We start from the raw sequence: 23,069 nt of genomic DNA, 5'->3' as shown, positions 1-23,069 counted from the left end.
GCCGAGCGCAGCGACGGCCCGAGCCCCTGGCCGAGCGCAGCGATGGCCCGTGTGGGACTTCCCCCTGTGCCCCTGCCGAGGAGCGCAGTGCCATGGGCTGCGCGGGGAACCTCGCGCTTCGTGAACTGACTCATTGCGCTTGTTCGAGCGTAGTGAGCGAAGCGAACGGTGCGAGTTGCGCAATGCAGCCCATGGCGCGAGCACCGCAGGTTGCCCGGAGCGCCAGCGGAGGGACAGGGGCATCGGGGTCGCCTTCTTTTGCTTACTTTTCTTGGCGAAGCAAGAAAAGTAAGTCCGGGTGTGGGGTGGATAGCCCCACCTCTGGACCTCGATCAGGCGTGGTGGTCGATAGAACACACTGCGTTCGCGCAAGTCTTAGAGGCCGGGATGTGCGCCCGGCAGCGCAGTCACTTTCTCTTGCTCCGCCAAGAGAAAGTAACCAAAGAGAAGGCGGCCCCGGTGCCCCCGTCCCTCCGCTGGCGCTCCGGGCAACCTGCGGTGCTCGCGGCCTGGGCGCATTGCACAACTCGCACCACTCACTGCGTTCGTTCAGCTCGAACAAGTGCAATGAGTCAGTTCACGAAGCGCGAGGTTCCCCGCGCCGCCCAGGCCACTGCGCTCCTCGGCGTGGGCACAGGGGTGGGAGCGGGGTCACACACGGGCCATCGCTGCGCTTGGCCTTGCCGCTTCCAGCCCCGCTTTGAGGACCACTGAAATGCCACCAATTCTCCAAGTCAAAGGCCTCACCACGCGCTTCCAGACCGAGCGCGGGCTGTTCACCGCCGTCGACGACGTGTCGTTCGACGTGCATGCCGGCCAGACGCTGGCCCTGGTCGGCGAATCCGGCTCGGGCAAGAGCGTGACGGCCATGTCCATCATGCGGCTGATCCCCGAGCCGCCCGGCCGCATCGAGGCCGGCCAGGTGCTGTTCGAGGGCAAGGACCTGCTCAAGCTCAGCGAGCCGGCCATGCGCCAGGTGCGCGGCAACCGCATCGCCATGATCTTCCAGGAGCCGATGACCAGCCTGAACCCCTCGCTGACCATCGGCTTCCAGATCGCCGAGGCGCTGGTGCTGCACCGCGGGCTGGACCAGGCCGCTGCGCGGGCCGAGACGCTGCGCTTGCTGGACAAGGTGCGCATCCCGGCCGCGCAGACGCGCTTCGATGAACACCCGCACCGCTTCTCGGGCGGCATGCGCCAGCGCGTGATGATCGCCATGGCGCTGGCCTGCCGGCCCCAGCTGCTGATCGCCGACGAACCCACGACTGCCCTGGACGTGACCATCCAGGCGCAGATCCTGGAGCTCATCAAGACGCTGCAGGCCGAGGAGGGCATGGCCGTGCTCTTCATCACGCACGACATGGGCGTGGTGGCCGAGATCGCCGACCGCACGGTGGTCATGTACAACGGAAAGGCGGTCGAGAGCGGCAGCACCGAAGACATCTTCGCGCGGGCCGAGCACCCCTACACGCGCTCGCTGCTGTCGGCCGTGCCGCGCCTGGGCGCGATGAACGGGCACCTGCGGCCCATGCGCTTTCCGGTGGTCGACCGCGCCACGGGCCTCAGCGACGTGCCCACCGAGGTCAGCGACACCGTGGCCACCGGCGTGCCGCCCGTGCTGGAGGTGCGCAAGCTGACCACGCGCTTCGAGGTGCGCGGCGGCATGCTGGGCCAGGTCACGGGCCGCGTGCACGCGGTGGAGAACGTGTCGTTCAGCCTGCAGCCCGGCGAGACGCTGGCACTGGTCGGCGAATCGGGTTGCGGCAAGACGAGCACGGGCCGCTCCATCCTGCGGCTGGACGAGCCCGTGGCCGGCGAGATCCTGCTCGATGGCCAGGACGTGCTCAAGCTGCACAAGTCGGCCCTGCGCGAGCAGCGCCGCCACATGCAGATGATCTTCCAGGACCCGTACGCGAGCCTGAACCCGCGCATGAAGATCGGCGAGGCGATCGCCGAGCCGCTGCTGATCCACCGCCTGGCCACGGCGGCAGAGGCCGACCAGCAGGTGGCCGAGCTGCTGCGCCGCGTGGGCCTGGCGCCCGACATGGCCAGCCGCTACCCGCACGAGTTCTCGGGCGGGCAGCGCCAGCGCATCTGCATCGCGCGCGCGCTGGCGCTCAAGCCGCGGCTGATCGTGGCCGACGAATCCGTCTCCGCGCTCGACGTGTCGGTCAAGGCCCAGGTCATCAACCTGATGCTGGAACTGCAGGAGCAGATGGGCCTGGCCTATTTGTTCATCTCGCACGACATGGCCGTGGTCGAGCGCATCAGCCACCGCGTGGCGGTGATGTACCTGGGCGAGATCGTCGAGATCGGCCCGCGCGAGGAGGTCTTCGGCAACCCGCAGCACCCCTACACCAAGCGCCTGCTGGCGGCCGTGCCCATCGCCGACCCGGCGCGCCGGCTGCAGAAGCGGCCGGTGTCCAACGACGAGATCAGGAGCCCGATGCGGCCGGTGAGCTACGTGCCGCCGCAGCGCCAGGTGCGCGCGGTGGGCAAGCGCCACTCCGTCATGGAGTGGGACGAATCCTGGGAGAAGGCCATGCCCGCGGCGCAGCCCGCATGAGGCAAGGCATGGGGCCTGTCGCGCAAGTGATCGCAGGCGCCGTGCCGCTTTGGCACGCTGCGCCCTCCATTCCAACACCACAAGGACAAGCCGTATGGCGGAACAACTGAGCGGCAAGGTCGCCATCATCACGGGCGCCGGCTCGGGCATCGGCCGCGCCTCGGCGCTGCGCTTCGCCGCCGAGGGCGCGAAACTGGTGCTGGGCGACAAGACCGAGGCCGTGCACGCCACCGCACGCGCCGTGCAGGAGGCCGGCGGCCAGGCCGTGGCGCTGCAGATCGACGCGGGCCTGGAGGCCGATGTCGAAAAGCTCGTGGCCACCGCGCTGCAGCAGTACGGCCAGCTCGACGTGGCATTTGCCAATGCCGGCATTTCGGGCGGCCGCGCCGGCATCTTCGAGCTGACGCCCGAGGCCTGGACCGAGGTGCTGCGTGTGAACCTGATCGGCCCCTGGCTCATGGTCAAGCACGCCGGCAAGGCGCTGGCCGATGCGGGCCGCGGCGGCTCCATCATCTGCACGGCCTCCGTGGCGGGCATCCGCTCGGGCGCGGGCGGGCCGGCGTACTCGGCCTCCAAGGCCGGCGTGATCAACCTGGTCATGGTCTCTGCCCAGCAGCTGTGCGAGAGCAATGTGCGCGTCAACGCCATCTGCCCGGGCCTGACCGAGACCGGCATGACCCAGCCCACCTTCGACTACGCGCGCGAGAAGGGCGTGGACCACAAGCTCGGCCGCCTGAACCCGCTGCGCCGCGCCGCGCAGCCCGAAGAGCTGGCGCAGGTCGCGCTGTTCCTCGCGTCCGACCAGAGCAGCTATGTGAACGGCCAGGCCATCGCGGTGGATGGCGGGCTGTCGAGCTCGCACCCCGTCACGCGGCAGCTGCCTGGCCAGACGGCCGTCTGAAGAAAGCCCACCATGGACCTGAACTATTCCCCCGAAGAACTGGCCTTCCGCGACGAGGTGCGCGGCTGGCTCGACGCCAACCTGCCCGCCGACATCCGCGACAAGGTGACCCAGTACAAGGGCATGTCGAAGGACGACATCATGCGCTGGCACAAGATCCTGGCCGCCAAGGGTTGGGCCGTGCCGCACTGGCCGGTGGAGTGGGGCGGCACGGGCTGGGACGTCACGCAGCGCTACCTGTACGAAGAGCAGTTCGGCCTGGCGGGCGCGCCGGCCCTGCCGCCCTTCGGCCCCAGCATGTGCGCGTCGGTGCTGCTCAAGTTCGGCACGCCGCAGCAGAAGGAACGCTTCCTGCCGCGCATCCGCGAGGGCGATGATTTCTGGGTGCAGGGCTACTCCGAACCCGGCGCCGGCTCCGACCTGGCTGCGCTCAAGACCCGCGCCGTGCGCGACGGCGATGTCTACCGCGTCACGGGCCAGAAGATCTGGACCACGCTGGGCCATTTCGGCGACTGGATCTTCTGCCTGGTGCGCACCGACCCCACGGCCGAGAAGCGCCAGGAGGGCATCAGCTTCCTGTTGATCGACATGCAGACGCCGGGCATCACGGTGCGCCCGCTGATCCTGATGGACGGCGGCCACGAGGTGAACGAGGTGTTCTTCGACGACGTGGCGGTGCCCGTGCAGAACCTCGTGCACGAGGAGAACCGCGGCTGGACGGTCGCCAAGTACCTGCTGGGCCACGAGCGCATGGGCTCGGGCAACGTGGGCGGCTCGCGCCGCGAGCTGGCCGCGTTGAAGGCCCTGGCCCAGCGCGAGCAGAAGGGCGGCAAGCCGCTGATCGACGACCCGCGTTTCCGCGACCGGCTGTCGCGCGTGGAGATCGAGCTCGATGCGCTGGAACTCACCTCGATGCGCTTTCTCGACAAGATGCGCCGCAGCGGCCAGCCGCCCGGGGCCGATGTGTCCATGCTCAAGATCCGCGGCACCGAGGTGCAGCAGATGATCACCGAACTCATGATGCAGGCCGCAGGCCCCATGGCCCAGCCGTTCAAGGCGGTGGAAGGCGGCGCCATCGACCACTTCAGCTCGCGCCTGGCACCGCGCTACTTCAACTACCGCAAGGCCAGCATCTACGCCGGCTCCAACGAGATCCAGCGCAACATCATCGCCAAGATGACCTTGGGGCTGTGAGCGAGGACACGACATGAACTTCGAACTCAGCGACGAACAACAGCAACTGGCGGACTCGGTGCGCAAGTACCTGGCCACCCACTACGGCTTCGAGCAGCGCCAGGCCATCGTCGGCTCGGCCAGCGGCCACAGCGATGCCACCTGGCACGCACTGGCCGAGATGGGGCTGACCGCCATCGCGCTGCCCGAGGCCGACGGCGGCTTCGGCGGCGGCGCGCTCGACCTGATGCCCGTCATGGAAGCCTTGGGCGAAGCCCTGGTGGTCGAGCCGCTGCTCGACAGCATCGTGGCCGGCCGGCTGGTCGCACAGGCCGGCACTGCCGCCCAGCGCGCGGCGCTGCTGCCCGGCCTGGCCGACGGCACGGCCGCGTTGACGCTGGCCTATCTGGAGCCGGGCCGCCGCTACGCGCAGGCGCCCGAGGCCACCACCACGCGTAGCGCAGGCGATGGCTGGGTGCTGGACGGCGCCAAGAGCGTGGTGGTGGGCGCGGCATCGGCCGCACGCCTCATCGTCTCGGCCCGCACCGACGCAGGTGCCAGCCTGTTCATCGTCGATCCGCGCGCGGCGGGCGTGTCGCTGAACCCCAGCCGCACGGTGGACGGCCTGCGCGTGGCCGACGTCGCGTTCGCGGGCGTGCAGCTCGGCAAGGATGCCCTGCTGGGCGATGCTGGCGCCGCGCAGCCGCACATCGACGAGGCGCTGGACTTCGCCTGCGCGCTGCAGTGTGCCGACGCCATCGGCGCGATGCGCCACGCGCACGAGGCCACGCTGGAGTACACCAAGGCGCGCAAGCAGTTCGGCACGGCCATCGCCTCGTTCCAGGTGCTGCAGCACCGCATGGTGGAGATGCTGATCACCTTCGAGCAGGCGCGCTCCATGGCCATCCTGGCGGCGGCGCGGGTCGATGGCGCAACGGATGCGGCGCAGCGCCGCCGTGCCGTCTCGGCCGCCAAGGTCAAGATCGCCGACGCGGCCCGGCTCATCAGCCAGGAATCCGTGCAGCTGCACGGCGGCATGGGCATGACCGAGGAGCTCAAGGTCTCGCACACCTTCCGCCGCCTGACCATGGCCGGCCTGCGCTTCGGCGATGCCGACCACCACCTCGAGCGTTTCGCGCAAGCGGACTGAAACCCAAGGAAAACCCTGAAGCGGTCTGTCCCCCGCTGGACTACCCGCGCCGGGGTGCCCTCCCATACTCACCGGATGAACGCAGCACTCCCCCCCAGCACGCCAGCCGGCCTGGCGTCCGTCGACAGCGTCATCGCCCTGCTCGAAGGCGTGGGCTACATCGCCTCGCGCCCGATCGCCACCGCGCTCTACCTGGCCCACCACCTGCGCAAGCCGGTGCTGATCGAGGGCCCCGCCGGCGTGGGCAAGACCGAGCTGGCCGTCTCGGCCGCGCGCGCCCTGCAGTTCGAGCTGCTGCGCCTGCAGTGCTACGAGGGCCTGGACGACAGCAAGGCCTTGTACGAATGGAAGTACGGCAAGCAGCTGCTGTACACGCAGATCCTGAAGGAGAAGATCGGCCTGCTGGTGGACGATGCCGATACGCTGGACAGCGCGTTCAAGAAGCTCGCGGGCTTCCAGGACCTGTTCTTCTCACGCGAATTCCTGGAACCGCGCCCGCTGCTGCAGGCCATGGAGCAGCCTGGCGGCAGCGTGCTGCTGATCGACGAGATCGACAAGTCCGAGGAGTCCTTCGAGGCGCTGCTGCTCGAGGTGCTGGCCGACTACCAGGTCACCATCCCCGAGATCGGCACCATCCGCGCCGAGGTGCCGCCGCTGGTCATCCTCACGTCGAACAACACGCGCGAACTGGGCGACGCGCTCAAGCGCCGCTGCCTGCACCTGCACATCGGCTTTCCCGATGCGGCGCTCGAGCAGCGCGTGCTGCGCGCCCGCGTGCCCGGCATCCAGGACCAACTGCTGGCGCAGCTCGTGGCCTTCGTGCAGGGGTTGCGGGCCGACAACATCCGCAAGCCACCCTCGATCGCCGAGTCCGTGGACTGGGCGCGCACGCTGCTGCTCCTGCACGCCAGCGCGCTCGACGAGCAGACGGTCCGCGACACGCTGGGCGTGCTGCTCAAGCGCGAGACCGATGTGCGCGAGGTCGAGGGCCGGCTCGCCAAAATGACCCAGGCTGCGCTGGCGGCTTCCTGATGGACAGCATCCTCGCCGGCTTCGTGCGTGCACTGCGGGCCGCGGGGGCCGAGGCGTCCACGGCAGAGACCATCGACGCGGCACGCGCGCTGGCGCTCGTGGGTTACGGCGACCGCGACGGCCTCAAGGCCGCACTCGGCCTGGTGCTGGCCAAGTCCGAAGACGAGAAGCAGATCCACGACCAGGTCTTCGACCTCTATTTCGGCCGGCCGCAGCCCACGGCCATGGAACAGGCGGCCACGCAGCTGCGCACCGGCGACGCCGCCGTCGATGCGCTGCTCGACCTGGCCCAGCCCGGCGCGGACGGGCAGGCCGGCGACGCCCTGGCCGCTGCGCTCGCGCGCGCCGCTGCGAGCGCCGGCGTGGACGAGATCCGCTTTGCCACCCAGACCGGCTACTACGCGCGCCAGACGCTGGAGGCCCTGGGCATCGCACCACTCGAAGCCCGGCTGGCCGCGCTGCGCGCCGAGCCCCAGCCCCAGGCCCCGGCCGAGGTGCAGGCCCTGGAAGCCGCGCGCGATCAGCTGCGCCGCCAGGCCCGTGCCGTGGTGCAGCAGCGCTACGCCATCTTCGGCAAGCCCGCCACCGAGGCCTTCATGACCGAGGTGGTCGTCACGCGCGCGCTGGGCCGCATGGCGCCGGCCGAGATGGAGCGCATGAAGGCAGCGGTCGCGCGCATGGCCCGCAAGCTGGCAGCCCGCCACGCGCGGCGCCAGCGCGTGGAACGGCGCGGCCAGCTCGATCTGCGCCGCACCATGCGCGCCAACGCCGGCCACGACGGCGTGCCCGTCACCCTGGCCTTCAAACACCGCCGCCGCGACAAGCCGCGCATCGTCGCGGTGTGCGACGTCTCGGGCTCGGTGGCCTCGCATGTGCGCTTCCTGCTGTTGTTCCTCTACGCGCTGCACGACGCCGTGGGCGACCTGCGCAGCTTTGCGTTCTCCAACCGCCTGCAGGATGTGGCCGAGCCGCTCGAGAAGCTGCCCTTCGACGACGCGATGGCCCTGATCCTCAAGGAGGTCGGCAACGGCTCCACCGACTACGGCCAGGCCTGGGTCGACCTGCACGACCGGCACTGGGACGCCATCGACCGCCGCACCACCGTGATCGTGCTCGGCGACGGCCGCAGCAACGGCTCGAATCCGCGGCTCGACCTGTTCGCCGAACTGGCAAGCCGTGCCAAGCGCGTGGTGTGGTTGTGCCCGGAGGCGGAGGGGCGCTGGGGCAGCGGCGACAGCGCCATGCTGCAGTACCGGCCGTATTGCACCAGCATGTCGCACTGCGCCACGGCGGCGGATCTGGAGCGCACGCTGGATGAAGCGCTGGAGGCGTACCACTGACATGCGGGATCGACATTTGGACCCTCTGTGGCGGCCAGACCGCGCCGACGGCGTACTCCGCTCCGCGAATGTCCCCCGCCCCGGGCCGCAGGCGGCCCGGGGCTCCTCCTTTATTTCGCTGCGCGGAGCACGCCATCGACACAGTCCATGGGCACAGCCCCTGAGCGGCCCGCACGACGCGATGCTGCCAAGGTCGAGGGTATCGGGTGGCCTTCGCAGCGAAATAAAGGAGGAGCCTGGGCCGCCTGCGGCCCTGGCGGGGGACATTCGCGGAGAAGGCCACCCGGTGGCCTCGGCCTCCACGCCACCAATGCACGCGATGCGACCAGTGCACAACTGACATGACCGAAGCAACCCACCCCCCCACCGAGCACGGCTTCGACGAAGCCACCCTGCACACCTGGCTCGCCCAGAACGTCGAAGGCTTCGCCGGCCCGATGACCGTCTCCAAGTTCCCCGGCGGCCAGTCCAACCCCACCTACAGCATCGTCACGCCCGGCCAGCGCTACGTGATGCGCGCCAAGCCCGGCCCGGCTGCCAAGCTGCTTCCCAGCGCCCATGCGGTCGAGCGCGAGTTCACGGTGATGCAGGCCCTGTACGGCAGCGGCGTGCCGGTGGCGCGCATGCTGGCCTTGTGCAACGACGAGTCGGTCATCGGCCGCGTGTTCTTCATCATGGAGCACGTCGAAGGCCGCGTGCTGTGGGACCCGGCCCTGCCCGGCATGACTCCGGGCGAGCGCAGCGCCCACTACCGCGAGATGAACCGCGTCATCGCCACGCTGCACCGCGTGCCCTTCGCCGAACGCGGGCTGGCCGGCTACGGCAAGCCCGGCAACTACCTGGAGCGGCAGATCGGCCGCTGGGGCAAGCAGTACCAGGCCTCCATCACGCAGCCCATCCCCGAGATGGACGCGCTGCTGCAATGGCTGCCGGCCCACATCCCGGCCAGCGGCCGCGACGACAAGGCCTGCATCGTGCACGGCGACTACCGGCTCGACAACATGATCTTCCACCCCAGCGAGCCGCGCGTGCTGGCGGTGCTGGATTGGGAGCTGTCCACGCTGGGTCATCCGCTGGCGGACTTCAGCTACCACTGCATGGTCTGGCATGTGGAACCGTCCACGCAGCGCGGGCTGGAGGGGCTGGACCTGCCGGCGCTGGGCATCCCCACCCTGGACGACTACATGGCCATGTACTGCGACCAGAGCGGCCTGACCACACCCGAGGTGCTGCGCCAGGACTGGTCGTTCTACATGGCCTACAACCTGTTCCGCCTGGCTGCCATCGCCCAGGGCATTGCCAAACGGGTGGAAGCCGGCACGGCATCCAGCGCCCAGGCCAAGGCGGCCGGCGCCAGCGCCGCGCCGCGTGCCCGACGCGCATGGCAATGGGCACAACAAGCCCAACAGGCACAACAAGCCTGAAGACAAAACAAGGAGACGAGCCCATGCCCACCTACCGCCCGCGCGCGCTGCTGCCCGACGGCCAGCCCGGCCCCTGGAGCGACCCGGTCACCATCGCCTACACGCAGCGCGATGTGCTGCTGTACGCCGTGGGCATCGGCTGCAGCGACCTGCGCCACGTCTACGAGCAGCACCCGCAGTTCGCGGTGTTCCCCACCTTCGCGATCCGCTGGGGCGCGGCCGGCCTGCAGATCGACACCGACGCCATTCCGCCGTCGCCCGGCCCGCTGATGCTGGATGCCGAGCGCCACCTGGAGCAACTGGCCCCGCTGCCCACCGAAGGCGCCGTGCAGGTGCGCGCCCGCCTGCTGTCGGTGCACCCACGCCCGCGCGGCGCGGCCTTTGCCGAGGTCGAGGCCGAGGTGATCGACGCGAGCGGCCAGGTCTGCGTGCGCATGGTCAGCGGCTCGTTCCGGCGCGGCGTGGCGGCGCTGGGCGACATCGAACCGTTCGAGGGCGCCGGCACCGCGCGGTCGGCCAAGCTCACCATGCCCGACCGCGCGCCCGACCTCGACCTCTCGGTGCACATCCCGGCCAACCAGGCCCACATCTACCGGTTGTCGGGCGACTACAACCCGCTGCACATCGCGCCTGAAGCGGCTGCCTTCGGCGGCTTCGCGCAGCCCATCCTGCACGGCCTGTGCACCTATGGCCACTGCGGCCAGCTGCTGCTGGGCGCGCTGTGCGGTGGCGACGCCGCGCGCTTCGGCGCGCTGGGCCTGCGCTTCTCCTCGCCGGTCTACCCGGGCGACACCTTGCGGCTGGTGGGCTGGCACGACGGCCCCGGCCGGCTCGTCTTCGAAGGCCGCGTGGGCGACAAGACCGTGGTCTCCAACGCCAGCTTCCGCTACGTCTGACTTTCCTTCCAGGAGCATTCCCATGTCCGAATCCATGACCGCCGCCACAGCGCTCGACACCGGCACCCCCGACTTGCTGGCCACGCTGGAGTCCGGCGTGCTGACACTGACGCTGAACCGCCCCGACGCGCGCAACGCCATGAGCCGCGCCATGAACACCGCGCTGCAGGAGCAGCTGGCGCTGGCCGAGTTCAACAACGCCGTGCGCTGCATCGTGCTGACCGGCGCGGGCAAGGGCTTTTGCGCCGGCGGCGACGTGAAGGGCATGGCCGCCAGCGGCGACGGCACCGTGGGCGCGCAGACCATCGACCAGGCCATCCACCGCCAGCGCGTGAACCAGCGCGCCACGGCCGGCAAGCTGTTCAAGATGCCCAAGCCCACCCTGGCCGCGCTGCCCGGCGCCGCCGCCGGCGCCGGCCTGGCACTGGCGCTGGCCTGCGACCTGCGCATCATGTCCAGCACGGCGGTGATGACCACGGCCTTCGCCAAGGTCGGCTTCTCGGGCGACTACGGCGGCAGCTACTTCCTCACGCAGCTGGTGGGCACGGCCAAGGCGCGCGAGATGTACTTCCTGTCCGACCGCGTGGGCGCCGACGAGGCCCTGCGCCTGGGCCTGGCCAACTGGGTCTGCGCACCCGAGGAACTGGCCGAGCGCACGCGCGCGCTGGCGCTGCGCCTGGCCGCCGGCCCCACCGTCGCCTACCGCTACATGAAGGAGAACCTGAACCGCGCACTGGCCGGCGAGGTGGACGACTGCATGGACCTGGAGGCCACGCACCACGTGCACTGCGGCCAGACCGAAGACCACCGCGAGGCCACCAAGGCCTTCGTCGCCAAGCGCGAACCCGTGTTCAACGGGCGTTGACATGGCCACCCCTGCCACACGCGCCGAAGCCATCGCGGCACTGACCGCGCCCGGCATGCCCTACGCGCTGGAAGAGGCCACCGCGCTGGGCCGCCAGGTGCGCGTGTTCGCCAACGGCCCCGCCTCGCTGCGGGCGCTGTACGAGCAGACCGCCAGCGAGCTGCCGTTCCTGGTCTACCAAGACGAGCGGCTGACGTTCCGCGAGGCCTGGCTCGCGGCCAGCCGCATCGGCCATGTGCTGGTGCACGGCTGTGGCGTGCGCCAGGGCGACCGCGTGGCGATCGCCATGCGCAACTACCCCGAGTGGGTGCTGGCCTTCACGGCCATCACCAGCATCGGCGCGGTGGCCGTGGCCATGAACGGCCACTGGCAGGCCGACGAGCTGCTCTACGGCCTGCAGGACAGCGGCGCCACCGTGGTGCTGGCCGACACCGAACGCCTGGCGCGGCTCACCCAGCCCCAGGTGCGCGCGGCGCTGCCGCAGCTGCAGTGCCTGGCCGTGCGCACGGCCGAACTGCCGCCCGGCGTGCGCGCGCTGCAGGCCATGACCGAAGCCGTGGGCGAGGTGCCCATGCCGCCTACCCACATCGCGCCCGACGACTTCGCCACCATCCTCTACACCTCGGGTTCGACCGGCCATCCCAAGGGCGTGGTCTCCACGCACCGCAACATCCTGGCGGCCCTGCTGTCGTGGGAGCTGGACCGGGCCGTCGGCGAGCGCGTGGCCGGCCTGGAGCCGCCGGCCGTGCCGCCCCCGCAGCCCGGCACGCTGCTGGCCGTTCCGCTGTTCCATGTGTCGGGGCTGCATGCCTCGTACCTGTCGTGCTATCGCATGCAGCGGCGCATGGTGGCCATGCACCGCTGGGATGCCGAACAGGCCGCCGAACTGATCGACCGCGAACGGCTCACCTCGCTGGTGGCGCCCGCCGCGATGACGGGCGACCTCGTGCGCGTGGCGCAGCAAAAGAAGTACAGCCTGGCTTCGCTGGTCACGCTGGGCGGCGGCGGTGCGCCGCGCGCGCCCGAGCAGGTGCGCCAGATCGGCGCCAGCTTTGCCCAGGCGCTGCCCAACACCGGCTGGGGCATGACCGAGACCAACGCCATCGGCACCGGAGTGGGTGGCGAGGATTACCTGGCCCGGCCCGCCAGTTCGGGCCGCTGCGCGCTGGTGCTGGAATTGCGCATCGTCGACGAGACGGGCGAGAGCCTGCCGGCCGGCCAGCGCGGCGAACTCCTGGTGCGCGGCACCTCGGTGTTCCCGGGCTACTGGAACCGGCCCGAGGTCAATGCGCGCAGCTTCGTCGACGGCGACTGGTTCCGCACGGGCGACGTGGCGTATCTGGACGACGAGGGCTTCCTCTTCATCGTCGACCGCATCAAGGACCTCATCATCCGCGGCGGCGAGAACATCGGCTGCGGCCAGGTCGAGGCCGCGCTGCTGCTGCACCCCGACGTGCACGAGGCTGCTGTCTACGCCGTGCCCGACGAGCGCATGGGCGAGGAGGTGGGCGCCACCGTGCATGGCGCCCCGGGCCTGGATGTGGAGGCGCTGCGCACGTTTCTGGCGCAGCACCTGGCGCGCTTCGAGATCCCCCGCTACATCCAGCTGGCGCCCGGGCCGCTGCCGCGCACGCCCTCCGGCAAGATCCTCAAGCGCCAGATCCAGCAGGCCGCGCTGGCAGCACACCAGGGCCGCGTCGCCAGCGTGTGAGCGCCCCCGTCACCGCGTCCACCCACGCCCTGGCGAGCCGCTTCGTCGCCGGGCCGATCACGCCCACGCTGATGCGCTTCGCGCTGCCGCTGCTGGCCACCAACCTGCTGCACGCGGCCACCGGCACCTGGGCCGCGCTGTGGGTGGGCCAGCTGCTGGGCGCCAACGCGCTGCCAGCCGTGGCCACCGCCGCCGTGCTGCTGTTCATGCTGATGGGCGCGGTGATGGGCATGGGCACCGCGGCCGGCGTGGCCATCGGCCAGTCGCTGGGGGCGGGCGACCTGCATGCCGTCAAGCGCGTGGCCGGCTGCGCGCTGGCCTTCGTCACCGGCTTCTCGCTCATCGTCGCGGCGGCGGGCTGGGCGCTGGCACCGCTGCTTATCGACGCGCTGGGCACGCCGGCCGAGGTGCGCGGCTACGCGGTCGTGCACCTGCGCTTCACCTGCTTGTCGATGCCGGCCATCTTCGTCTACCTGGTGCTGGTGATGATGCTGCGCGGCACCGGCGATTCGCGCACGCCGTTCCGCTTCACGCTGGTGTGGATCGGCCTCTCGCTGCTGCTGGTGCCGCTGCTGCTGCGCGGCCTGGGCATCGCAGGCGTCGGCCTGGCCAACCTGCTGAGCGCCGGCACGGCGCTGGCTGCGCTGCTGCGCACCATCTACCGCCGACGCCTGCCCATCGCGCTGCATGGCGACGACATCCGCCACCTGCGGCCCGAGCGCGCCTTGCTGCTGCTCATGCTGCGCCGCGGCGTGCCGATGGCGCTGGAGTCCATCGTCACGCAGGGCGCCTACTTCGCATTGCTGGGCCTGGTGAACCGCTACGGCGCCACCATGGCCGCAGCCTATGCGGGCGCGGCCCAGTTGTGGACCTATGTGCAGGTGCCGGGCAATGCGCTGGCCGCGTCGATGTCGGCCATGGCGGCGATGAACATCGGCGCGGGCCGCTGGCAGCGCGTGGAGCAGATCGCGCTGCGCGGCTGCCTGGCCAGCCTGGCCGTCTCCACCACGGCCACGCTGCTGATCTACGCACTGGGTGCGGCCTTCGACGACCTGCCGCTGCGCCTGTTCATCCGCGGGGATGGCGCGGATGGCGCACACGGCGAGGTGCTGGCGCAGGCGCGCCGCATCAACTTCATCGCGCTGTGGGGCTGGATCGCACTGTCCATCACCATGGGCTTGTTCGCCGTGGTCCGTGCCAACGGTGCGATGCTGGCGCCCACGCTGGTCTTCGTGGTCACCATGTGGCTGTTCCGCGTGCCGTTCGCGGTGTGGCTGGAGCCCTGGCTGGGCAGTGCTGCGATCTGGTGGAGCTTTCCGTTCGGCAGCATCACCTCGGCGCTGCTGGCCTGGGCCTACTACCGCTGGGGCCGCTGGCGGCGCCGGCCCCTGATGCTGAGTCCCCTGGCCAGCACGGCCGCCGCGGCCGCCGCAGCCGACACGCACTTCGGCGAGTAGCGCGGGGGCCCGCGTGCCGCCCGCGGAAGTGACGCAGCACCGGGGCCGGACGCCTCAGGACGCCACCACCACCAGCACCTGGTTCTCCTGCACCTCGTCGCCCTCGCCGACCAGCAACTCCTTGAGCACGCCGGTCGCGGTGGCGTCCAGCGGGATCTCCATCTTCATCGATTCGAGGATCAGCAGCGTGTCGCCCGCTGCGACCTGGTCGCCGACCTGGCGCTCCAGTTTCCAGACCTTGCCGGTCACGGGGGATTCGATGCGGTGCATGCCCATGGTGTCTTGCCTCCAGTACGAACGGGGGACCGCGCAGGCGCCCGGCGCTGCGCAGCAGTGCGTGTGTTCGCTGCAATTGGACCGGCGCACCGCTCTGCACGACATAGGGGAAAACACCCCGAAATTGTTAACAAATGACAGTTTCAAGGAGCACACCGCATTCCTAGAATGGACCGGCCACCGTGAATGTCAGAGATGCCACACGCCCGCAAGACCCCTGCCAAAGTTGCTGCAAAGGTCTCGTCCAGAAGCTCTGGAACGTCGACGGGTAGAAGCGCGCGACCGGCCGCAGGCAAGGCCACAGGCAAGGCCACCAGGCCGGCCGCCGCGACCACCTCCGCCTCCTCCACCACCACCACCACCACCACCACAGCCACCACCGGCGAACAGATCGCCAAGCAACTCGGCCAGGCCATCCTGGAAGGGCAGCACCCGGTCGGCGAGCGGGTCGGCGAGCAGGCCGTGGCCGAGATGTTCGCGGTCAGCCGTGGGCCGGTGCGCGATGCGCTGCGCATCCTCGAGCGGCAGGGCTTGATCGAGATCCAGGCCCGGCGCGGTGCGCGCGTGCGCCACCTCTCGCACAACGAGGTGGCCGACATCTTCAACGTGCGCGGCGTGCTGCTGGGCCTGGCGGTGCGCTACCTCTCGTGCGACCCCGACAAGTCCGGCCTGGCCGAGGTCGATCCACGCCTGGCGCAGCTGCGCCGGCTCGCCGGGCAGAAAAAGCCCTCGCTGCTCGATTTCGCGCAGGCCACCGGCCGCGTGGCGATGGGCCTGCTGGCCGCTTGCGGCAGCCCCAAGGTGCTGCAGGCCACCTACCGCGACCTGCCGCACGATGCGCTGTGGCGCATGCTGTGGGTCAAGCCCTCCCCACCGGACTACGAAAGCTCGGCGCGTCGCACCGCGACCTACGAAGACTACGCGCGGCTGCTCGAGAAAATCCGCGCCAGCGACGCGGACGGCGCCGAGCTGCTGATGCGCAAGATCATGACCAACACCCGCGACGAGGTGTTGCAGTACCTCGGCCTCATGCACGAAGCCGACGCCGACGCCTTCCGCCGGCTGGCGTTCTGACGGCCCGGCGCAGCCCACGAGACCCACCGGCCACACCATGCTCGAAGTCCAGGATCTCTCCGTGTCGTTCCTCACCGGCCGTGGCCGCGTGGCGGTCACGCGCAAGCTGAACTTCACGATCGCCGCCGGTGAACGGCTGGGCGTGGTGGGCGAGAGCGGCTGCGGCAAGTCCGTCACCGGGCTGTCGATCCTGCGGCTGCTGCCGGAGCAGAACACGGTGATGCAGGGCCGGGTGCTGATGCAGGGGCAGGACCTGGTCGGGCTGCCCGAGTCGCGCATGCGGGCCATCCGCGGGCGCGACATCGCGATGATCTTCCAGGAGCCCATGACCGCGCTGGACCCGGTGTTCAGCATCGGCCACCAGATCGCCGAGGCCTACCGCTGCCACTTTCCGGTCAGCCCCGCCGAGGCGCGCGAGCGCGCGGTGGACGCCTTGGCGCGTGTCGGCATCTCCACGCCGGCGCGCCGCTACGACGAGTACCCGCACCAGTTCTCCGGCGGCATGCGCCAGCGCGTGATGATTGCGATGGCACTGATCTGCGAACCCAAGCTGTTGATCGCGGACGAACCCACCACGGCGCTGGACGTCACGGTGCAGGCCCAGATCACCGACCTGCTGCGCGAACTGAGCGACCGCGCGGGCACGGCCCTCATGTTCATCAGCCACGACCTGGGCGTGGTGGCCGAAGTCTGCACGCGCATGCTGACCATGTACGCCGGCGAGATCGTCGAGGACGGCCCGGTCGACGCTGCGCTGGTGCGGCCACGCCACCCCTACACCTCGGGCCTGCTGCGTTCGTTGCCGCGCCTGGCGAAACGCCGCGAGGCCTTGCCATCGATCCGTGGCCGCGTGCCCTCGCCCAGCGAGATGCCGACCGGCTGCCGCTTTCGGGAACGCTGCGACCACGCCGCGCCGCAGTGCAGCCGCGAGCAGGTGGCGCAGCAGCTGGAGGCGGGCCACCTGGCGCGCTGCGAACGTGCGGCGGATCTGCACCTGCCGGGAGTGCTCAATTGAGCGCCGCCGCCGCCGCAGCAGCAGCACCCATGGCCGGCGCACCGCCGTTGCTCAGCGTGCGCGACCTGTGCATCCGCTTTCCGCTGGCCGACCGTGGCGAGACGGTGCGCGCCGTCGACGGCGTGAGCTTCGACGTGGTGGCCGGCGAGACCTTCGGCATCATCGGCGAATCGGGTTCGGGCAAGACCACGCTGGGGCGCGCCCTGGTGTCCCTGCTGCGGCCCACCGCGGGGCAGGTGCTGCACGACGGCGTGGACCCGCAGACGCTGAGCGCCCGCGCGCTGCGCCAGCACCGCCGCGACTACCAGGTCATCTTCCAGGATCCGCACGCCGCACTCAACCCGCGCCAGCGCGTGCTCGACAGCGTCTGCGAGCCGCTGGAGATCGCCGGCGGCTTCAGTGCGGCTGAGCGCGAGCGCCGCGCGCTGCAGGCCCTCGACCGGGTGGGCATCGCGGCCGAGTACGCGCAGCGCTACCCGCACATGCTGTCCGGCGGGCAGAAGCAGCGCATCAACATCGCGCGTGCGCTGACGCTGCGGCCCAAGCTGATCGTGTGCGACGAAGTGGTGGCGGCGCTGGACGTGTCGATCCGCGGCGACGTGCTGAACCTGTTCGCCGACCTGCAGCGCGAGATGGGCCTGACCTACGTCTTCATCACGCACGACCTGTCGGTGGTCTCGCACGTGAGCGACCGCATCGCCGTGACCTACCTGGGCCGGCTCATGGAGGTCGGGCCGACCGAGGCCGTCAGCGAGCGCCCGCTGCACCCCTACACCGAAGCGCTGATGTCGGCGGATCCGCTGCCGCTGCCATCGCACCTGCGCAGTCGCAGGCGCATCGTGCTGCAGGGCGAGATCCCCAGCCCCATCGACCCGCCGTCGGGCTGCCGCTTCCGCACGCGTTGCCCCAGCGCGCAACCGCGCTGCGCTGCCGAGGTTCCGGCCTGGCGCGAACTGCGGCCGGCCCACTGGGCCGCCTGCCACTACGCCAGCGCCGACGGGCCGCCAGCGCGCCCGCCCGACGCCGCACCGGCGCGGCACGGCCCCTGAGAGGGCGGTCCGCGGCGCAGCTTCACGGAAGACCACAAAGGAGACAAGCATGAGCCACCGAGCATCCGAATCCGAAACCGAATCCGATCGTGCGTCCGGGCCAGCCCCCGTGGCGTTGTCGCGCAGGGACCTCATGGTGATGGCGGGTGCCATCGCCGGCACGGCCGCCACGGGCGGTGCTGCGTGGGCGCAGGCCGCGCCGGCCAAGCGCGGCGGCGTGCTCAAGGTCTCGGCCAACGCCAACCCATCGAGCCTGGACCCGGCCACCGGCGGCGCGGGGTCCGACCACACCTTCCTGTGGACCATCTTCGACACGCTGGTCGAATGGGACTACCAGACGCTCAAGACCAAGCCGGGCCTGGCCAGCTACACCTTCCCCGACCCGCTGACCATGGTGCTGGAGATCCAGCCCGGCATCGTCTTCCACGACGGCACGCCGCTGAATGCCGAGGCCGTCAAGTTCAACTTCGACCGCAACCGCCAGGACCCCCGCTCCAACATCAAGGCCGACCTGCAGAGCGTGGCCGATGTGCAGGTCAGCGGCCCGCTGCGCGTGACGGTGAAGCTGCTGCGGCCCGACACGGCGCTGCCGGCCATCCTGTCCGACCGCGCGGGCATGATGGTCTCGCCCAAGGCGGTGCAGGCGCTCGGTGCCGAGCACGACCGCAAGCCCGTGGGCGCCGGCCCCTGGAAGATCGTGCGCTGGTCCGCCAACGAGAAGGTGGAGGTCACGCGGGCCGAGAACCACTGGCGCAAGGACCGCGCCTTCGTCGACGGCATCGAGTTCTTCATCATCCCCGAGCTGGCCACAGGACTGCGCGCCGTGGTGAGCGGGCAGAACGACTTCGCCTACCAGGTGCCGCCGCGGCTGATCCCCATCATCACCCGGGCCAAGCAGCTGCGCCAGATCAGCGGGCCGACGCTGTACTGCCTGCAGCTGTACCTCAACATGGCCAAGCCCGGCCTGGACAAACTGAAGGTGCGCCAGGCCATCAACCATGCGGTGGACCGGCAGGCCTTCGTCAAGGGCTCACTGGCCGGCGTGGGCGAGCCCGCCTACATGAACCTGCCCAAGAGCCACTGGGCCTTCGACGAGAGCCTCGTCAACCTGTACCCGCACGACCCGGCCAAGGCCCGCAAGCTGCTGGCCGAGGCCGGCTACAAGGACGGCATCGAGCTCACCGTGGGCAGCTACACCGACCAGGATTCCGTGCGGCGCAGCGAGATCGTGATGGAGCAGGCGCGCGAGGCCGGCATCCGGCTCAAGTTCATCACCGGCACCATCCCCGAGATCAGCGGCCAGTTCTTCGGCACCGAGAAGAAGTTCGACATGCTGCTGTCGGCCTGGACCGGCCGGCCCGATCCGAGCATGACCTACAGCCTGCTGTACAGCAAGGATGCGTACTTCAACGCCGGCCGGGTCGACACCGGCAAGGAGCTGGCCGACATGCTGGCCGAGAGCCGCGTGGCCGAGCGCATCGAGTCGCGCACGCTGATCTTCCGGCGCCTGCAGCGCCACGTGATGGAGAACGCGCTGGTGGCGCCGCTGGCCTTCCAGTACGAGCTGGTGGCCGCGTCGTCCAAGGTGAAGGGCTACGAGTCCAACCTGCTCGGCAAGCCCAAGTACGAATTCATCTCGCTGCAATGAGCGCCGCAGCGCACATGTGCGTGGCCATGCCATGCTGAGGTCCGGCCGTCTGCGCGTGGTCCGGCGGCGCCTGCTGCAGGCGCTGCCGGTGCTGGTGCTGGCCACGTTCGTGGTGTTCAGCCTGCTCAAGCTGATGCCGGGCGACATCGCCATCACGCTGGCCGGCGAGAACGCGACCGAGGCGCGCATCCACGAGATCCGCGAGATCTACGGCCTGAACCGGCCGTTCCTCGTGCAGTACGGCAGCTGGCTGGGGCATGCGGTGCAGGGCGACCTGTCACGCTCGCTGGCTACCGGCGAGGAGGTGGCGCGCTCCATCGCGCGGGCGTTCCCGAACACGCTGCTGATCGTGGTGCTGGCCATGGGCGTGGCGCTGCTGGTCGGCATCCCGCTGGGCATGCTGGCGGCCAGCCGGCCCGACGGCCTGCGCGACCGGGCCGTGACGTCCATCGCGTCGCTGGGCATCGCGGTGCCCAACTTCTGGCTGGCCATGCTGCTGGTGGCCTGGCTGGCGCTGGACTTCGGCTGGTTCCCCGCCACCGGCGCCAAGGCGCTGCAGGACGGCATCGGGCCGGCCCTGCACCACGCCATCCTGCCGGCGCTTGCGCTGGCGGCCGGCGGCGTGGCCGAGGTCTCGCGCCAGCTGCGCAGCTCGCTGGTCGAGATCCTGTCGTCGCCGCCCGTGCGCACGCTGCGCGCCAAGGGGCTGAGCGCCGGCGCCATCCTGTGGAAGCACGGCCTCAAGAACGCCGGCGTGAACCTGCTGACCGTCATCACGCTGCTGTTCAACCGCATGCTGGCGGCCACCGTGGTGGTCGAGGCCGTGTTCGCCATCCCCGGCATGGGCAACCTCATCGTCAACGCCGCGCTCACGCGCGACCTGCCCGTGGTGCAGGGCGTGGTGTTCGTGATGGTGCTGGTGGTGATCGCGGTGAACCTCACGGCCGACCTGCTCTACACCTTCCTCGACCCGCGCATCGCATGAGCACCCCAGCGCGAAGGAATCCGCATGAACACGATTGAACTGGCCCCGGTTGCCGGTGGCACCGCGGCCCACCAGTCCGAAGTCCGACCGACCGGCATCCGGCGCCTGCTGGCTTGGCTGCGCAGCGACCTGCGTGCCGCGCTGAGCCTGGCCTTCCTGGTAGCGCTGGTGGTGCTGGCACTGACCGCGCCGCTGCTCGCGCCCTACACGGTCGAGGCGCAGGACCTGGACAACACGCTGGCCGCACCCAGCACCGCGCACCTGCTCGGCACCGACGACCTCGGCCGCGACGTGTTCAGCCGCATGCTGCACGGCGCCGCCAGCACGCTGTACGCCAGCGTGCTGGCGGTGAGCATCGCCATCGTGCTCGGCGTGCCGGTGGGGCTGCTGGCCGGCTACACGGGCGGCTGGGTGGACGACGGCATCAGCCGCTTCATCGATGCGCTGCTGTCCTTCCCGTCCATCGTGCTGGCGATCGCGGTGACGGGTGCGCTCGGCATCGGGCTGACGAACGGGATGATCTCGGTCGGCATCGTGTTCTCGCCGCAGCTGGCGCGGCTGGTGCGTGCGCGCGCGCTGGTGGTGCGCCAGGACCTGTATGTCGATGCCTCGCGCTGCTTCGGCGCCAGCACGGCGCGCATCCTGTGGCGGCACGTGCTGCCCAACACCGTGCAGCCCGTGATCGTGCAGGTCACGCTGCTGCTCGCAGCGGCCCTGCTGGCCGAGGCTTCGCTGAGCTTCCTGGGCCTGGGCATCCAGCCGCCCAGCCCCAGCTGGGGCTCGATGCTGGCGCGCGCCTACCAGAACATGGAACTGGCCCCCGAACAGATGTACGCGCCCGGCATGGCCATCCTGCTGACCGCGCTGGCCTTCAACACGCTGGGCGAATCCATGCGCGTGGCGCTCGACCCCACCACCAAACGTTAAGACAAGGAAGGCACCGATGACCTGGACTCCCGAACTCGAAGAACTCGCGCAGCGCCACGCCATGGCCCAGCAGATGGGCGGGGCCGACAAGGTCCAGCGCCAGCACGACGCCGGCCGGCTGACGGTGCGCGAGCGGATCGACCGGCTGGCCGATGCGCGCAGCTTCCACGAGGTCGGCGCGCTGTCCGGCACCGGCACCTACGACGACGCAGGCCGCCTGCAGCAGGTGATGCCGGCCAACTGCGTGTTCGGCCGCGCCCGCATCGATGGCCGGGCCGTGGTGCTGGTGGGCGACGACTTCACGGTGCGCGGCGGTTCGGCCGATGCGTCCATCGCCGCCAAGCCGCTCATGGCGGAGGACATGGCGGCCACGTACCGGCTGCCCATCGTGCGCATCATCGAAGGCTCCGGCGGCGGCGGCTCGGTCAAGACCATCGAGACCAAGGGCGCGTCCAACCTGCCGGGCGGCGTGGACCAGACGCGCGGCTTCCAGATGATGACGGCCAACCTGGGGCAAGTGCCCGTGGTCGGCCTCGGCCTGGGCTCGGTGGCCGGGCTCGGCGCGGCGCGGCTGGCATCGAGCCACTACTCGGTCATGACGCGCAACTCGGCCATGTTCGTGGCCGGCCCGCCGCTCGTCGCGCGGCTGGGCCAGAGCCTGACCAAGCAGGAGCTGGGCGGGGCGGACGTGCAGGCCCGCGCGGGCGCCATCGACCACGTGGTCGACACCGAGGAAGAGGCCTTCGACTGCGTGCGGCGCTTCCTGTCGTACCTGCCGCCGTCGGTCTATGGCGTGCCGCCCGTGCTGCCGAGCCAGGACGATCCCGCGCGGGCCGATGAGGCGCTGATGCGGGCCGTGCCACGCAACCGGCGGCAGGTCTACAAGATGCGGCCCATCATCGCGTCGGTGGTCGATGCCGGCAGCTTCTTCGAGATGGGTGCCGGCTTCGGGCGCAGCATCATCACCGGCCTGGCGCGCATCGACGGCCACCCGGTGCTGCTGCTGGCCAGCGACCCCTACCACTACGGCGGCGCCTGGAGCGCCGACACCTGCCAGAAGGTGGTGCGCTTCGTCGACCTGGCCGAGACCTTCCACCTGCCGGTGGTCTACCTGATGGACTGCCCGGGCTTCATGATCGGCCAGGAGGCCGAACGCACGGCCACCATCCGCCACGGCGTGCGCGCGATGGCCGCAATGAACCAGACCACCATGCCCTGGTGCACGGTGATCGTGCGCAACGCCTTCGGCGTGGCGGGGGCTGCCCACCAGCCCAGCGGCCGCCTGTCGCTGCGCTATGCCTGGCTGTCGGCCAGCTGGGGTTCGCTGCCGCTGGAGGGCGGCATCGAGGCCGCCTACCGTGCCGACATCGAGGCGGCGGAAGACCCCGCGGCCGAATTGGGCCGCATCGAGGCCCGCCTCAATGCGCTGCGCTCGCCGTTCCGCAGCGCCGAGAAATTCTGGGTCGAGGAGATCATCGACCCACGCGCCACGCGCGAGCGGCTGGTCGATTTCGTGCACCTGGCCGAACCCCTGCGCACGCCGGGGCGCAGCGGCGCGGGCATGCGGCCGTGAGGGGCGG

Annotated in this window: 19 protein-coding genes; 18 read left to right on the top strand and 1 reads right to left on the bottom strand. The window is 70.4% G+C overall.

The genetic code is table 11. The features are described 5' to 3' along the window. Positions 1-715: 715 nt before the first annotated feature. The 11 genes from DES41_RS08225 to DES41_RS08175 all read left to right on the top strand — a co-directional run bounded on the left by DES41_RS08225 (position 716) and on the right by DES41_RS08175 (position 14,515). On the top strand, positions 716-2,566 hold the full coding sequence (locus DES41_RS08225) for an ABC transporter ATP-binding protein (protein WP_114467154.1): 1,851 nt from the start codon (positions 716-718) through the stop codon (positions 2,564-2,566). A 94-nt stretch (positions 2,567-2,660) separates the two neighbouring features. After that, positions 2,661-3,467, top strand: a complete 807-nt coding sequence (locus DES41_RS08220) for an SDR family NAD(P)-dependent oxidoreductase (RefSeq protein ID WP_114467153.1) — start codon at positions 2,661-2,663, stop codon at positions 3,465-3,467. A gap of 12 nt (positions 3,468-3,479) precedes the next feature. Beyond that, a complete protein-coding gene (locus tag DES41_RS08215) occupies positions 3,480-4,661 on the top strand; it encodes an acyl-CoA dehydrogenase family protein (RefSeq protein WP_114467152.1) in 1,182 nt (393 codons plus the stop codon). Between the two features lie 13 nt (positions 4,662-4,674). Continuing rightward, entirely contained in the window at positions 4,675-5,790 is a 1,116-nt protein-coding gene (locus tag DES41_RS08210) for an acyl-CoA dehydrogenase family protein (protein ID WP_114467151.1), read from the top strand. A gap of 75 nt (positions 5,791-5,865) precedes the next feature. Continuing rightward, positions 5,866-6,822, top strand: a complete 957-nt coding sequence (locus DES41_RS08205; RefSeq protein ID WP_114467150.1) for an AAA family ATPase — start codon at positions 5,866-5,868, stop codon at positions 6,820-6,822. Next, positions 6,822-8,162 (top strand): vWA domain-containing protein, encoded by a 1,341-nt coding sequence (locus DES41_RS08200; protein ID WP_114467149.1) that lies wholly within the window; start codon positions 6,822-6,824, stop codon positions 8,160-8,162. Before DES41_RS08205 ends, DES41_RS08200 begins: the two co-directional genes overlap by 1 nt. Positions 8,163-8,503: 341 nt before the next feature. Then, positions 8,504-9,586 (top strand): phosphotransferase family protein, encoded by a 1,083-nt coding sequence (locus DES41_RS08195; protein ID WP_114467148.1) that lies wholly within the window; start codon positions 8,504-8,506, stop codon positions 9,584-9,586. A gap of 23 nt (positions 9,587-9,609) precedes the next feature. Continuing rightward, the gene (locus DES41_RS08190; RefSeq protein WP_170168129.1) at positions 9,610-10,482 is read left to right on the top strand and encodes a MaoC family dehydratase; all 873 of its coding nucleotides are present in this window, start codon (positions 9,610-9,612) and stop codon (positions 10,480-10,482) included. Between the two features lie 22 nt (positions 10,483-10,504). Continuing rightward, positions 10,505-11,347, top strand: coding sequence for an enoyl-CoA hydratase (locus tag DES41_RS08185; RefSeq protein ID WP_245965622.1), 843 nt, complete (start codon positions 10,505-10,507; stop codon positions 11,345-11,347). 1 nt (position 11,348) lies between these two features. Next, complete coding sequence (locus DES41_RS08180; RefSeq protein ID WP_114467146.1) at positions 11,349-13,058, top strand: class I adenylate-forming enzyme family protein; 1,710 nt, start codon at positions 11,349-11,351, stop codon at positions 13,056-13,058. Then, a complete protein-coding gene (locus DES41_RS08175; protein ID WP_114467145.1) occupies positions 13,055-14,515 on the top strand; it encodes an MATE family efflux transporter in 1,461 nt (486 codons plus the stop codon). Before DES41_RS08180 ends, DES41_RS08175 begins: the two co-directional genes overlap by 4 nt. Positions 14,516-14,569: 54 nt before the next feature. Here the strand turns inward: DES41_RS08175 and DES41_RS08170 are convergent, their stop codons facing one another. After that, positions 14,570-14,791, bottom strand: a complete 222-nt coding sequence (locus tag DES41_RS08170) for an acyl-CoA carboxylase biotin carboxyl carrier protein subunit (RefSeq protein WP_245965621.1) — start codon at positions 14,789-14,791, stop codon at positions 14,570-14,572. A gap of 195 nt (positions 14,792-14,986) precedes the next feature. Between DES41_RS08170 and DES41_RS08165 the strand changes: the two genes are divergently transcribed. From DES41_RS08165 to DES41_RS08135, 7 genes are read left to right on the top strand one after another with little or no spacing between them, the layout of a single operon-like run. Then, positions 14,987-15,865 (top strand): GntR family transcriptional regulator, encoded by an 879-nt coding sequence (locus tag DES41_RS08165; RefSeq protein ID WP_170168128.1) that lies wholly within the window; start codon positions 14,987-14,989, stop codon positions 15,863-15,865. A gap of 37 nt (positions 15,866-15,902) precedes the next feature. After that, the gene (locus DES41_RS08160) at positions 15,903-16,880 is read left to right on the top strand and encodes an ABC transporter ATP-binding protein (RefSeq protein ID WP_114467143.1); all 978 of its coding nucleotides are present in this window, start codon (positions 15,903-15,905) and stop codon (positions 16,878-16,880) included. 29 nt (positions 16,881-16,909) lie between these two features. Next, entirely contained in the window at positions 16,910-17,929 is a 1,020-nt protein-coding gene (locus DES41_RS08155) for an ABC transporter ATP-binding protein (RefSeq protein ID WP_114467142.1), read from the top strand. A 49-nt stretch (positions 17,930-17,978) separates the two neighbouring features. Then, a complete protein-coding gene (locus DES41_RS08150; protein WP_114467141.1) occupies positions 17,979-19,577 on the top strand; it encodes an ABC transporter substrate-binding protein in 1,599 nt (532 codons plus the stop codon). 31 nt (positions 19,578-19,608) lie between these two features. Continuing rightward, the gene (locus DES41_RS08145) at positions 19,609-20,562 is read left to right on the top strand and encodes an ABC transporter permease (protein WP_114467140.1); all 954 of its coding nucleotides are present in this window, start codon (positions 19,609-19,611) and stop codon (positions 20,560-20,562) included. 24 nt (positions 20,563-20,586) lie between these two features. Next, positions 20,587-21,489 carry an ABC transporter permease gene (locus DES41_RS08140; protein WP_114467139.1) on the top strand — a complete coding sequence of 301 codons (903 nt, stop codon included), beginning with the start codon at positions 20,587-20,589 and terminating at the stop codon, positions 21,487-21,489. A 16-nt stretch (positions 21,490-21,505) separates the two neighbouring features. Beyond that, positions 21,506-23,062 (top strand): acyl-CoA carboxylase subunit beta, encoded by a 1,557-nt coding sequence (locus tag DES41_RS08135; protein WP_114467138.1) that lies wholly within the window; start codon positions 21,506-21,508, stop codon positions 23,060-23,062. The last annotated feature ends 7 nt before the right edge of the window (positions 23,063-23,069 follow it).

Source organism: Pseudorhodoferax soli, assembly GCF_003337555.1.
Taxonomy (GTDB): domain Bacteria; phylum Pseudomonadota; class Gammaproteobacteria; order Burkholderiales; family Burkholderiaceae_C; genus Pseudorhodoferax; species Pseudorhodoferax soli.
Note: the sequence above shows the minus strand (reverse complement) of the source record. Positions and strands in the feature narration are given on the sequence as shown.

Coding starts and splice junctions, on each gene's coding strand:
- DES41_RS08225 (WP_114467154.1), top strand. CDS start 716: ATGCCACCAATTCTCCAAGTCAAAGGCCTCACCACGCGCTTCCAGACC.
- DES41_RS08220 (WP_114467153.1), top strand. CDS start 2,661: ATGGCGGAACAACTGAGCGGCAAGGTCGCCATCATCACGGGCGCCGGC.
- DES41_RS08215 (WP_114467152.1), top strand. CDS start 3,480: ATGGACCTGAACTATTCCCCCGAAGAACTGGCCTTCCGCGACGAGGTG.
- DES41_RS08210 (WP_114467151.1), top strand. CDS start 4,675: ATGAACTTCGAACTCAGCGACGAACAACAGCAACTGGCGGACTCGGTG.
- DES41_RS08205 (WP_114467150.1), top strand. CDS start 5,866: ATGAACGCAGCACTCCCCCCCAGCACGCCAGCCGGCCTGGCGTCCGTC.
- DES41_RS08200 (WP_114467149.1), top strand. CDS start 6,822: ATGGACAGCATCCTCGCCGGCTTCGTGCGTGCACTGCGGGCCGCGGGG.
- DES41_RS08195 (WP_114467148.1), top strand. CDS start 8,504: ATGACCGAAGCAACCCACCCCCCCACCGAGCACGGCTTCGACGAAGCC.
- DES41_RS08190 (WP_170168129.1), top strand. CDS start 9,610: ATGCCCACCTACCGCCCGCGCGCGCTGCTGCCCGACGGCCAGCCCGGC.
- DES41_RS08185 (WP_245965622.1), top strand. CDS start 10,505: ATGTCCGAATCCATGACCGCCGCCACAGCGCTCGACACCGGCACCCCC.
- DES41_RS08180 (WP_114467146.1), top strand. CDS start 11,349: ATGGCCACCCCTGCCACACGCGCCGAAGCCATCGCGGCACTGACCGCG.
- DES41_RS08170 (WP_245965621.1), bottom strand. CDS start 14,791: ATGGGCATGCACCGCATCGAATCCCCCGTGACCGGCAAGGTCTGGAAA.
- DES41_RS08165 (WP_170168128.1), top strand. CDS start 14,987: ATGCCACACGCCCGCAAGACCCCTGCCAAAGTTGCTGCAAAGGTCTCG.
- DES41_RS08160 (WP_114467143.1), top strand. CDS start 15,903: ATGCTCGAAGTCCAGGATCTCTCCGTGTCGTTCCTCACCGGCCGTGGC.
- DES41_RS08155 (WP_114467142.1), top strand. CDS start 16,910: ATGGCCGGCGCACCGCCGTTGCTCAGCGTGCGCGACCTGTGCATCCGC.
- DES41_RS08150 (WP_114467141.1), top strand. CDS start 17,979: ATGAGCCACCGAGCATCCGAATCCGAAACCGAATCCGATCGTGCGTCC.
- DES41_RS08145 (WP_114467140.1), top strand. CDS start 19,609: ATGCTGAGGTCCGGCCGTCTGCGCGTGGTCCGGCGGCGCCTGCTGCAG.
- DES41_RS08140 (WP_114467139.1), top strand. CDS start 20,587: ATGAACACGATTGAACTGGCCCCGGTTGCCGGTGGCACCGCGGCCCAC.
- DES41_RS08135 (WP_114467138.1), top strand. CDS start 21,506: ATGACCTGGACTCCCGAACTCGAAGAACTCGCGCAGCGCCACGCCATG.